Source organism: Streptomyces sp. NPDC001744, from assembly GCF_042892575.1.
Taxonomy (GTDB): Bacteria; Actinomycetota; Actinomycetes; order Streptomycetales; family Streptomycetaceae; genus Streptomyces.
This window is the reverse complement of the sequence record NZ_JBIAUG010000002.1, coordinates 335,668-347,112: the sequence shown is the minus strand read 5'-3', so window position 1 is coordinate 347,112 and position 11,445 is coordinate 335,668. Positions and strand designations below refer to the sequence as shown.

At 73.4% G+C, this 11,445-nt stretch carries 10 protein-coding genes; 3 read left to right on the top strand and 7 right to left on the bottom strand.

The annotated features are described in order from the left end of the window. Nucleotides 1-152 precede the first annotated feature (152 nt). Together ACFYZY_RS04045 and ACFYZY_RS04040 are read right to left on the bottom strand one after the other, a co-directional pair. Entirely contained in the window at nucleotides 153-3,374 is a 3,222-nt protein-coding gene (locus ACFYZY_RS04045) for a helicase-related protein (RefSeq protein WP_388689219.1), read from the bottom strand. A gap of 60 nt (nucleotides 3,375-3,434) precedes the next feature. Beyond that, a complete protein-coding gene (locus ACFYZY_RS04040; protein ID WP_388689218.1) occupies nucleotides 3,435-5,045 on the bottom strand; it encodes a DAK2 domain-containing protein in 1,611 nt (536 codons plus the stop codon). Between the two features lie 235 nt (nucleotides 5,046-5,280). Between ACFYZY_RS04040 and rpmB the strand changes: the two genes are divergently transcribed. Further along, nucleotides 5,281-5,466, top strand: a complete 186-nt coding sequence (gene rpmB / locus ACFYZY_RS04035; RefSeq protein ID WP_003957616.1) for a 50S ribosomal protein L28 — start codon at nucleotides 5,281-5,283, stop codon at nucleotides 5,464-5,466. A gap of 141 nt (nucleotides 5,467-5,607) precedes the next feature. Here rpmB and thiD read toward each other — a convergent pair whose 3' ends face one another. Together thiD and ACFYZY_RS04025 are read right to left on the bottom strand one after the other, a co-directional pair. Next, a complete protein-coding gene (gene thiD / locus ACFYZY_RS04030; RefSeq protein WP_388689216.1) occupies nucleotides 5,608-6,402 on the bottom strand; it encodes a bifunctional hydroxymethylpyrimidine kinase/phosphomethylpyrimidine kinase in 795 nt (264 codons plus the stop codon). Continuing rightward, nucleotides 6,399-7,361: a thiamine-phosphate kinase gene (locus ACFYZY_RS04025; protein WP_388689215.1), complete on the bottom strand. Its 963-nt coding sequence runs from the start codon at nucleotides 7,359-7,361 to the stop codon at nucleotides 6,399-6,401. The genes thiD and ACFYZY_RS04025 overlap by 4 nt, the downstream gene beginning before the upstream one ends. 233 nt (nucleotides 7,362-7,594) lie before the next feature. Here ACFYZY_RS04025 and ACFYZY_RS04020 point away from each other — a divergent pair, with 233 nt between their 5' ends. Both ACFYZY_RS04020 and ACFYZY_RS04015 read left to right on the top strand, forming a co-directional pair. Beyond that, nucleotides 7,595-7,828: an Lrp/AsnC family transcriptional regulator gene (locus ACFYZY_RS04020; protein ID WP_388689213.1), complete on the top strand. Its 234-nt coding sequence runs from the start codon at nucleotides 7,595-7,597 to the stop codon at nucleotides 7,826-7,828. Nucleotides 7,829-7,848: 20 nt separating this feature from the next. Then, nucleotides 7,849-8,346 (top strand): DUF3515 domain-containing protein, encoded by a 498-nt coding sequence (locus tag ACFYZY_RS04015; RefSeq protein WP_388689212.1) that lies wholly within the window; start codon nucleotides 7,849-7,851, stop codon nucleotides 8,344-8,346. Between the two features lie 130 nt (nucleotides 8,347-8,476). Here ACFYZY_RS04015 and ACFYZY_RS04010 read toward each other — a convergent pair whose 3' ends face one another. The 3 genes from ACFYZY_RS04010 to ACFYZY_RS04000 all read right to left on the bottom strand — a co-directional run bounded on the left by ACFYZY_RS04010 (nucleotide 8,477) and on the right by ACFYZY_RS04000 (nucleotide 11,444). Further along, nucleotides 8,477-9,616, bottom strand: coding sequence for a D-alanine--D-alanine ligase family protein (locus tag ACFYZY_RS04010; protein ID WP_388689210.1), 1,140 nt, complete (start codon nucleotides 9,614-9,616; stop codon nucleotides 8,477-8,479). 77 nt (nucleotides 9,617-9,693) lie between these two features. Then, on the bottom strand, nucleotides 9,694-10,695 hold the full coding sequence (locus tag ACFYZY_RS04005; protein ID WP_388689208.1) for an NAD(P)H-dependent glycerol-3-phosphate dehydrogenase: 1,002 nt from the start codon (nucleotides 10,693-10,695) through the stop codon (nucleotides 9,694-9,696). Further along, nucleotides 10,692-11,444 carry a lysophospholipid acyltransferase family protein gene (locus tag ACFYZY_RS04000; RefSeq protein ID WP_388689207.1) on the bottom strand — a complete coding sequence of 251 codons (753 nt, stop codon included), beginning with the start codon at nucleotides 11,442-11,444 and terminating at the stop codon, nucleotides 10,692-10,694. The genes ACFYZY_RS04005 and ACFYZY_RS04000 overlap by 4 nt, the downstream gene beginning before the upstream one ends. Nucleotide 11,445 lies beyond the last annotated feature (1 nt).

Below are 11,445 nucleotides of genomic sequence, written 5' to 3'. Positions count from 1 at the left end.
GTTTGGGGGGGGGGGTCGGGGGGGCCGCCCGCCGGGGGCCGGTGGGTTTTCTGGGTTTTGCTTGTTTGGGGGGGGGGGCGGTGGGGTGGGGGGGGGGGGCCCGCCCCCCCCCCCCCACCACCAGCTTATGGCGGGCCGCGGTCCCGCAGGGGTCAGCCCTTCTCCAGGTACTCCTCCCGGTCCTTGTCGAGGAGGGCGTCGAGGGCGGTGCGCAGACCCGGGTGGGCGGTGAGGTCCGGATCGGCGAGGACGAGGGCGGTGGCCTCCTCGCGGGCGGCGGCGATGACCTCCTCGTCCTCGATGACGGTGAGGACCCGCAGGGAGGAGCGGACGCCGGACTGGGCCTGGCCGAGGACGTCCCCCTCGCGCCGCTGTTCGAGGTCGATGCGGGAGAGCTCGAAGCCGTCGAGGGTGGAGGCGACGGCGCCGAGGCGCTGCCGGGCGGGGCTCGCCTCGGGCATCTCCGTGACGAGGAGGCAGAGACCCGGGGCGGAGCCACGGCCGACGCGGCCGCGGAGCTGGTGGAGCTGGGAGACGCCGAAGCGGTCGGCGTCCATGATCACCATCGCGGTGGCGTTGGGGACGTTGACGCCGACCTCGATGACGGTGGTGGCGACGAGGACGTCGAGGTCGCCGGCGGCGAAGCGGCGCATGACGTCGTCCTTGTCGTCGGGGTGCATGCGGCCGTGCAGGACCGCGATCCGCAGGCCCGCGAGGGGGCCCGCGCCCAGCTTCTCGGCGACGTCGAGGACGGCGAGCGGGGGCCGCTTCTCCGCCTCGTCCCCGGCGGGGGCCTTCGCCTTCGTCTTCCGGTCCTCCTCGTCCCCGATGCGGGGGCAGACCACGTACGCCTGGTGGCCGTTCCCGACCTCCTCGCGAACGCGTTCCCACGCGCGCGCCAGGAAGTGCGGCTTGTCCGCGGCGGGGACGACGTGGCTGGCGATCGGGGAGCGGCCGGCGGGGAGCTGGTCGAGGACGGAGGTCTCCAGGTCCCCGAAGACGGTCATGGCGACCGTGCGGGGGATGGGGGTGGCCGTCATGACGAGGAGGTGCGGGGCCCGCTTCTCCCCCCCGGAGTGCGCCTTGCCGCGCAGGGCGTCGCGCTGCTCGACGCCGAAGCGGTGCTGCTCGTCGACGACCACCAGGCCGAGGTCGTGGAACCGCACCTTGTCCTCGATCAGCGCGTGCGTGCCGATGACGATCCCGGCCTCGCCGGTGACCAGGTCGAGGAGGGCCCGGCGGCGGGCGGCGGTGCCCATGGAGCCGGTGAGCAGGACGACCTTGGTGGCGCGCTCGGCCCCGCCGAGCATCCCGCCCTCGGCCAGCTCGCCCATCATCTCGGTGACGGAGCGGTGGTGCTGCTGGGCGAGGACCTCGGTGGGCGCGAGCATCGCGGCCTGCCCCCCGGCGTCCACGACGGCGAGCATGGCGCGCAGGGCGACCATGGTGTTGTGGGTGACGGTGAAGTGATCGGTCACGTAGGCGTGATCGGGGTGGGCGACGCTGATGCACTGGACGGGCTTCCGTCCGACGTGCTCGACCGCACGGATCCCGCGCCTGAAGGTGTTGCATTTCGGCCGTGGGCCCGTTCGCTCCGCCTTGCGCGTCAACCGGAACGGCGGGTACTCCTCCGGAAGCGCCACCGAGACATTGAGGGACGCCTTCTTCGGCAGGACGCGTGCCCTTCCTCCGAGGGAGCGCACGAGCCAGGCGACGTCCGCCGCGAGCCTGGGCGAAACCGTGCAGAGGGACACGCTCATGCCGTCCTTGCCCACGGTGCCGTCGGTGTCCAGCAGCCCTTGCAGGAGAGCCAGGCGCGACTTGATCGATGTGTTCCTGAACTGCTCGGGAACGAACTTGTCGTGCGACGAAAGGCCCCAGAGACCCAGCTCTCGCAGGGCTTGAATGACCGGGTTGCGCACGCCGCCCGCGCGTCGCGCCAACTGGATGGTGTAGTCGCAGCGGGAACCGGTGACGGGAACGAGCCGGCAATCCGGAGCCACGACGTTCGCGACGGCGTCGTGGATCTCCGCGTCCATCGTGGACAACCGCAGGTTGTGGCGGAACGAACCGTCGCCCAGGAGCGCGCCGAGCAGGTAGGGGTCGAGCGGCAGCGTGGAATCGCCTCCCAGGTCGACCGGGGTCGCGACAGGGAGGTACCACTTCGACGACCCGTTCGCCTTGTGCAGGTCGTGGCGGATCTCTCTCGTGGTCATCACCTTGGGGGACTGGCCACGGTGCCATCCGCAGCTCGTCCCGACGATCCACAGGTGCTCGTCGTCGCACTGCACGGAGCTTCCGTCGGACAGGACGAGGCGCCATACGTCCCGCTCCCCCTGGGGGAACACGCCGTCGACGAGGGCGACGTCCCCCGTGGGCACGATCACCTCGTCGCCCACGCGCATGTCGCCCATGCGCCGGAAACCCGCGGGAGTGAGCACCAGGGAGTCCAGGGGCTGGGCCTTCCCGCTTCCGACCTCGCCCTGGAGGAGGCGGTGCATGGGGTGGTCGGTGGCGAGGTCGCCGAAGATCTCCGCGGAGACCTTCTCCTGGCCTTCGGTGAGGGTGAAGGGGAGCTTGGCGTCGAAGGCGTCGAGGATGCCGCCGGGGACGGGGCCGCGGGGGACGGCGGGCAGCTGGGTGTCGGCGTGCCGGCGGCGGGCGAGGGCGACCTGGAGGACGAACGCCTCGTCCCACTTGAGCCGTTCCCGGGCGGCGGCGATGTCGGCCTTGGTGCGGGGCCGGTGGATCATCCGCAGGGCCTCGGGCAGTTCGGCGAGGCCGCGGCCCTCGCGCAGGGCGCCGGGGAGCGGGTCGACGGCGTCGACGGCGCTCGGCAGGACCGCGTCGACGGCCTTGGCGATCTTCCAGGACTCCAGTTTGGTGCTGGCCGGGTAGATCGGGATGAGGGCTCCGGCCCAGGTGTCCACGGCCTCCTCGCGGTCGCCGCGGAGCAGTTCGTACGACGGGTGGGCGAGCTGGAGGCGCCGGTTGAAGAGCGAGACCTTGCCGGCGAACATCGCGCGGGTGCCGGGCAGCAGTTCCTTGTGCGGCTTGTGGACGCCCTTGCCGAAGAAGACGAGCTGGACGCGGCCGCTGCCGTCGGTGATGGTCACCTCCAGCCGCTGACCGCGTCCCTTGGCGCCGTTGAAGGTCAGGACACGGGCGTCGGCGACCTGCGCGACCACCGTGACGTGCTCGTCGAGCGGCAGGTCGGAGAGGGTGGTCAGCTCCCCGCGCTCGGCGTACCGGCGGGGGTAGTGGTGGAGCAGATCCCCGACCGTGTGCAGGTCGAGCGCCTCGGCCATGACCTTGGCGGTGGCGGGGCCGAGGGCCTTCTTGAGTGGTTCGTCGAGCGCGGGCACGCGTTCCATTGCACACCACGGGACCGACAGCCGGGGCGGGGGCCGTGGACGGCCGCCCGGCCGGGGGGTCTATTCCACCCCGATGAGCAGCGGCGGGGCCCCCGCGCCCGCGTGGTACGTGGTGGTGTCGACGGCCAGGTGGCCGTGGCGGACGTGGCGTTCGAGGTCGGCGGCGAGGCCGGGCGGGGTGTCGTCGGCGACGACGAGCGTGACGAGTTCGCCGCCGGCCGAGAGCATCCGGTCCAGGACGGTGCGGGCGGTCTCGGTGAGGTCCTGGCCGATGACGGCGACGTCGCCCTCGATGAGGCCGAGGACGTCGCCGGCCTGGCAGACGCCGGCCGAGGTGAAGGAGCGGTGTTCGGCGACGGCGAGTTCGGCGTAGCGGGTGGCCCCGGCGGCGGCCGTCATGGCGACGACGTCCTCGTCGAAGCTCCGGCCGGGTTCGTGGACGGCGAGGGCGGCGATGCCCTGGACGGCGGCGCGGGTGGGGATGAGGGCGACGCGGACGCCCTCGGCCCTGACGCGTTCGGCCGCCGCCGCGGCGGTCTTGCGCAGGTCGGCGTCGTTGGGCAGGAGGACGACCTCGCGCGCGTGCGCCCGCCGTACGGCATCGGCGAGCTCGTCCTCGGTGGGCGGTTCGCCGGGGCGGGTCCGTACCGTGGTCGCGCCCGCCCCGGCGCAGAGTCCGGCCAGGCCCTCGCCGGGGACGACGGCGACGACCGCGCGCCGGGCGCGCTCCCCGGGGGCCGGGGCGTGCGCGGCGGTCGCGAAGTGGGTGATCCGGATGCGGTGCGGCCGGCCGGCCTCGACGCCGGCCTCGACGGCGGCGCCGGCGTCGTCCACGTGCACGTGGACGTTCCAGAGTCCGTCGCCGCCGACGACGACCAGGGACTCGCCCAGGGCGTCGAGGCGGGAGCGCAGCAGTTCGACGGCCGCGTCGCCGGCCTCCAGGAGGTAGATCACCTCGTAGGCGGGCCCGCCGTCGCCGGCGCACTCCTCCCGGGGGGCGGCCGGCGGGAGCGGCGCGGTCCCGGGGTCGGGCGGGGTGCGGCCGGTGACGGTTTCCAGCAGGGCGCCGAGGACGGTCACCAGCCCCCGGCCGCCGGCGTCCACGACCCCGGCGCGTCCGAGGACGTCCAGCTGGCCCGGGGTGGCCGCGAGGGCGGTCCTGGCGCCCTCGTGGGCGTCGCGGGCCACCCGCACGAGCCCGCCGCCCGCCGCGCAGGCCCCGGCGGCGGCGCTCGCCACCGTGAGGATGGTGCCCTCCACGGGGTGGGCGACGGCCTCCCGGGCCGCTCGCGCGGCCTCGGCGAGGGCGCGGGCGAGGTGGTCGCCGTCGCGGCCCCGCGCGAGGACGGCCGCCATGCCGCGCAGGAGCTGGGAGAAGATGGTCCCGGAGTTGCCGCGGGCGCCGAGGAGGGCGCCGTGGGCCATGGCCCGTACGGTCTCGGCGGTGTCCGGGGCGGAGGCGGCGAAGACCGCTTCGACGGCCCGGTGGGCGGCCTCCGCCGTCAGGTAGAGGTTGGTGCCGGTGTCCCCGTCCGCGACGGGGTAGACGTTGATCGCGTCGATCTCCTCGCGCTCCCGGCCGAGGGCGTCGAGGGCCCGCGCGCACCAGCTCCGGACCGCTTCGGCGTCGAGCTCGACGAGCTCCTCGTCGGGCTGAAGGGCTCGCGACAACGGGGGCCTCCTTCGGCGGTGGGATCACCGCAGGGTAGACCCGGGGTGTCCCGCGGGTGACCGGGGCCCGGGACGGGGCGGGCGCAGACCATGGTAGTTTCGTTGTACCGAAGCAGCCGTTGTATGCTGCTTCGGTTGCCCGGTCCACACCGGGCCGTTCCCCGGCAAGCCACTTCAGACTCCTGATTCCGGTGCGCCGGATTTCACTGTAAATCTGAAGTCTTTGGAGTGACCCGTGGCTGCCAACTGCGACGTCTGCGGCAAGGGGCCGGGCTTCGGCAACAACATTTCGCACTCGCACCGCCGTACGTCCCGTCGCTGGAACCCGAACATCCAGCGCGTGCGTGCCGTGGTCGGTCGGACGCCGAAGCGGCTCAACGTCTGCACCTCGTGCATCAAGGCCGGCAAGGTCTCGCGCTAACCGCGACGTTCTGTCGTAGCGCAGCCCCTGCGGTTGCCTTGAAAGGCCGGTCCACCTCGGTGGGCCGGCCTTTTGCCGTGCCCGGAAACGGGTCCGGAAGCAGGGCCGGGGGCGCGTGACGCCTCCCGGGCCCGCACCGGCTCAGCCCCCGAGCCGCCAGCCGTGGCCGACCGGGCCTATGCCGGAGCCCAGGGCGAATCCGGCGCCGATGGCCCCGGTCACGTACTCCTTGGCCCGCCGTACGGCCTCCGGCACCGCCGCCCCCCGGGCCAGCTCCGAGGCGACGGCGGAGGCGAGGGTGCAGCCCGTGCCGTGGGTGTGCCGGTTGTCGTGGCGCGGGGCACGGAGCCAGTGCTCCTCCTCGCCGTCGGTGAGCAGGTCCACGGCCTCCCGGCCCGTGGGCAGGTGCCCGCCCTTGATCAGGACCCAGGACGGCCCGTACGACAGGACGGCCTCGGCGGCGGTCCTCATGTCGCTCTCGTGCACGACGCGCACCCCCGTGAGCTGCGCCACCTCGTCCAGGTTGGGCGTGGCGACGGTCGCGCGGGGCAGCAGTGCCTTCCGTACGGCGTCGAGCGCGGACGCGGCGAGGAGCGGGTCCCCGTGCTTGGAGACCCCGACCGGGTCGACGACGACGGGGGCGTCGGTGCCCGCGAGGAGTTCCGCCACGGTCTCCACCAGCGGGGCGGTGGCCAGCATGCCGGTCTTGACGGCCTGGACGCCGATGTCGTCCACGACGGACCGGTACTGGGCGCGCACGGCCTCCGCGGGCAGTTCCCAGACGCCCTGGACGCCCAGGGAGTTCTGCGCGGTGACGGCGGTGAGGACGCTCATGCCGTGGACGCCGAGCGCCAGCATCGTCTTCAGGTCGGCCTGGATGCCGGCGCCGCCGCCGGAGTCGGAGCCGGCGACGGTGAGGACCAGGGGCGGCCTCACTCCGTCTCCCCGAAGTGGTCCCAGCCGCCGGCCGCCTGCCAGGGTGCTCCGTCCACGGTGACCTGGGGCAGCGCGGAGGGGTGGAGGACCTCCCCGATGACCTTCCAGCGGGCGGGGAGCTTCACGTCCGGCGGGAAGGTGGCGACGATGGCGTGGTCCTCTCCCCCGGTGAGCACCCACTGCATGGGGTCGACGCCGACGGCCTGGCCGATGTCGTGCATCTGGGTGGGGATGTCGATGAGGCCGGAGCGCAGGTCGATGCGGACCTTGCTGGCCTCCGCGATGTGGCCGAGGTCCGCGATGAGGCCGTCGCTGACGTCGCACATGGCGGTGGCGCCGAGCCCGGCGGCGGCCGGGCCCGCGTGGTACGGGGGTTCGGGCCTGCGGTGGGCCTCGACGAAGGCGCGGGGGGAGCGGAAGCCGCGGGAGAGGACCGCGTATCCGGCGGCGGACCAGCCGAGCCAGCCGGTGTAGGCGACGACGTCGCCGGGCTGGGCGCCGCCCCGGGTGACCGGGTCGTGGTTGCGCAGGTCGCCCAGGGCGGTGATGGAGACCATGATCGTGTCGCCCCGGACGACGTCGCCGCCGACCACGGCCGCGCCCGCGACCTGGCATTCGTCGCGCAGGCCGTCCATGAGTTCGGTGGGCCAGGTCACGGGGAGTTCGGCGGGGACGACGAGGCCGAGGAGGAGGGCGGTGGGGACCGCGCCCATGGCGGCGATGTCGGCGAGGTTCTGCGCGGCGGCCTTGCGGCCGACGTCGTACGCCGTCGACCAGTCGCGGCGGAAGTGACGTCCTTCGAGGAGGATGTCCGTGCTGGCCACCACGCGCCGGTCGGGGGCGGAGACGACCGCGGCGTCGTCGCCGGGCCCGATCCGTACCGCCGGGGTGGAGGTGAGCCGGGACGTGAGCTCTCTGATGAGCCCGAACTCGCCCAGCTCTCCGACTGTGCCCTTCACCGCGTCTCACCTCGTGTGTTCGTGCCGGCCGGCGGGCGGGGGCGCGTCTGGGCGCGCCGCGGGTCGCGGGCCGTCACCGTGCTGGGTACCGTCATGTAGACCGTCAACTTCTGTCCTGTGCGGGCCACGCCCCGGACGCCCCGGAACGCGCGGGTCTCCCCGCGGCCCGTGGTGACGCGGTACCGTGGCGTCCCTTTCTCCCACAAGATCCTCGTGGTCGCCCTGGAGGCTCCGTGGTACAGGCGTACATCCTCATTCAGACCGAGGTGGGCAAGGCGTCGAGCGTCGCCGCCGCCATCTCCGGGATTCCGGGAGTCATCCAGGCGGAAGACGTGACCGGCCCGTACGACGTCATCGTGCGCGCGCAGGCGGAGACGGTCGACGAACTGGGCCGCATGGTGGTCGCCAGGGTCCAGCAAGTGGACGGCATCACGCGCACCCTCACCTGCCCGGTCGTTCATCTGTAGCCCCCGTCTACGCTTGGCCGGTGACCTCTTCCCACCGGCGCTTCGGCCTGCCCGTCGCCGTCTCGGCCGCCGTGCTGCTGCTGGCGTCCGCCGGCTGTTCCCCGGCGGACGGTCCGTCGTCCGTCGCGGTCCCCAGCCCTCCGCCGGAGGAGGCCGCCCTCTGCCAGGCCCTGGCGAAGGAGCTGCCCGACACGGTGGCGGGGCTGGAACGGAGTGACCCGGAGCCCGGCTCCGAGTTGACCGCCGGGTGGGGTGACGGTGCGATCGTACTGCGCTGCGGAGTCCCCCGGCCCGAAAAGATGAGCGATCCGAAGGCGCAGGGCGTCTCCGCGAACGGCGTGCGCTGGATGCTGGAACGGCCGGAGGGCTCCGGGCCCCGGTTCACCTCGGTGTACCGGAGGACGTACGTCGAGGTGAGCCTCGACCGGCGCTACGAGCACGACGCGGGACCGCTCACCGCTCTCGCCGGGCCCGTGGCCGGGACGGTCCCGTGCGCGCTGGAACCCGAGTGCTCCTGACGCCGTGCACGCGCGCCCGGGAGCCGGCCGCGCGTGCACGGCCGGCTCCCGGGGGCGGACCGTCCGGGGCGTGTGCCGAAGGCGGCGTCGCCCCCCCGGAGGGCGGGCGGCGCCACGTCCCGGACGCGCCCTAGCGCAGGCCGGTGGAGCGGTTCAGCGCGGCCTGGACGAGCCGGTCGACCAGCTCGGGGTAGCTCACGCCGCTCTCCTGCCACATGCGCGGGTACATGGAGATGGGCGTGAAGCCCGGCATGGTGTTGATCTCGTTGATGACGAAGTCGCCGTCCTCGGTGAGGAAGAAGTCGGCGCGGACCAGGCCCTCGCAGGAGACGGCCTCGTAGGCGGCGACGGCGAGCCGCTGGATCTCGGCGGTGGCCTCGTCCCCGATGGGGGCGGGCACGATGCCGGAGGCCGAGTCGATGTACTTCGCCTCGAAGTCGTAGAAGTCGTGGTCGGTGACGGGCGGGATCTCGGCGGGCACGCTGGCGCGCGGTCCGTCCTCGAACTCCAGGACGCCGCACTCGATCTCGCGGCCCCGGACCAGCGCCTCCACGATGATCTTGGGGTCGTGGCGGCGGGCCTCCTCGACGGCCTCGTCCAGGCCGGAGAGGTCGTCGACCTTGGTGATGCCCACGGAGGAGCCGCCGCGGGCGGGCTTCACGAAGAGCGGCCAGCCGTGTTCGGCGGCGAACTCCACGATCTTCTTGCGGGCGGCGGCCGGGTTCTGCTCCCACTCACGCGGCCGGACGACCTCGTACGGGCCGACGGGGAGGCCGAAGGAGACGAAGACCCGCTTCATGTACTCCTTGTCCTGGCCGACGGCGGAGGCGAGGACGCCCGCGCCGACGTAGGGGACGCCGGAGAGTTCCAGCAGGCCCTGGAGGGTGCCGTCCTCGCCGTACGGGCCGTGGAGCACCGGGAAGACCACGTCGACCTCGCCGAGGACGCGCGGCACGGCGCCGGGCTCGGCGAGGACGACCTCGCGGTTGGCGGGGTCCACGGAGAGGACGACGCCGCCCCGCTCGCTCTCGGCCAGTTCGGCGACGTTCGGCAGGGCCCGGTCGGTGATGGCCATCCGCTCCGGGGCGTCGGCGGTGAGCGCCCAGCGCCCGTCCGTCGTGATGCCGATGGGCAGCACGTCGTACTTGTCCCGGTCGATGGCGCCCAGGACGGCGCCGGCCGTGACGACGGAGATGGCGTGCTCGGAGCTGCGTCCGCCGAAGACGACGGCCACGCGCGGCTTGCGGGGGCTCTGGGTGTTCTCGCTCATATCGCGACGAGAGTACCTTGCGGCACCCGAACTCCTGAGCGCCCCGCCGGGCGGACGGGCCGCCCGGCCCGTCCGGCTCAGCGGCGTTCGGGCTTCGCCGAGCGCGACATCAGCTCCTTGAGGGCGACGACCGGCGGCTTGCCCTCGTGGACGATCGAGACGACCGTCTCGGTGATGGGCATGTCGACGCCGTGGCGGCGGCCCAGATCGAGCACCGACTCGCAGGACTTGACGCCCTCGGCGGTCTGCCTGGTGGCCGCGATGGTCTCCTGGAGCGTCATCCCCCGGCCGAGGTTGGTGCCGAAGGTGTTGTTCCGGGAGAGCGGCGAGGAGCAGGTGGCGACGAGGTCGCCGAGGCCGGCGAGGCCGGAGAAGGTGAGCGGGTCGGCGCCCATGGCGAGGCCGAGACGGGTGGTCTCGGCGAGGCCGCGGGTGATGAGCGTGGCCTTGGAGTTGTCGCCGAGTCCCATGCCGTTGGCGATGCCCACGGCGAGGCCGATGACGTTCTTGACGGCGCCGCCCAGCTCGCAGCCGACCACGTCGGTGTTGGTGTACGGGCGGAAGTACGGGGTCAGGCAGGCGCTCTGGAGCCGCTGGGCGACCGTCTCGTCGACGCAGGCGGCGACGGCGGCGGCGGGCTGCCGGGCGGCGATCTCCTTGGCCAGGTTCGGGCCGGTCAGGACGGCGACGCGCTCGGCGGGCACGTCCGCGACCTCGGTGATGACCTCGCTCATCCGCTTGGCGGTGCCGAGTTCGACGCCCTTCATGAGGGAGACCAGGACCGTGTCGGGGGCGAGGAGCGGCGTCCAGGCGGCAAGGTTGCCCCGGAGGGTCTGCGAGGGGACGACCAGGACGGTGAAGTCGGCGCCGGCGGCGGCCTCGGCCGGGTCGGCGGTGGCCGTGATCCCCCGGGGGAGTTCGACCCCCGGCAGGTAGTCGGGGTTGGTCCGGGTGGCGTTGATCTCCTCCGCGAGTTCCGCGCGGCGGCCCCAGAGGCTCACCTCGCAGCCCGCGTCCGCGAGCACCATGGCGAAGGCGGTGCCCCACGACCCGTTGCCGAAGACGGCGGCCCTGGTCACTTGGCGCCTCCCTCGGCGGCCTTGCGGCGCTGCGCGAGGCGGGCCCTGCGGTGGTCGTAGGGTTCGGCGGGCGCCTTCTCGCCGCGGATCTCCTCCAGGAGGGCGGTGATGGCGGCCATGATGGTCTCGGTCGCCTCGCGGAGCACCTCGGGCGTGGGCTCCAGGCCGTGGAAGCGGGAGAGGTCGACCGGCGGACCGGCCTGCACGATCAGCGTCTTGCGGGGGAACAGCCGGAGCCTGTTCTCCTTCGCGTACGGCGGCATGGCGAGGTTGGCGCCCCACTGGGCCACCGGGATGACGGGGGCCCTGGTGAGCAGCGCGACGCGGGCGGCGCCGGTCTTGCCGGCCATGGGCCACATCGCGGGGTCGCGGGTCAGGGTGCCCTCGGGGTAGAAGGCGACGCACTCGCCGCTCTCGATGGCGGCGACGGCGGCGCGGAAGGCGTCCAGCGCGTCGGTCGTCTCGCGGTAGACGGGGATCTGGCCGGTGCCGCGCAGCATCATGCCGACGAAGGAGCCCTTGAAGAGGGCCGCCTTGGCGAGGAAGCGGGGAACGCGGCCGGTGTTGTACTGGTAGTGCGCGTAGGAGAGCGGGTCCAGGTAGGAGTTGTGGTTCACGGCGGTGATGAATCCGCCCTCGGCGGGAATGTGCTCGGTGCCGCGCCAGTCCCGCTTGAACAGAACCACCAGGGGGGGTTTGACGATGACCGCCGCGAGGCGGTACCAGAAGCCGATTCTGCGGCGGGGCACG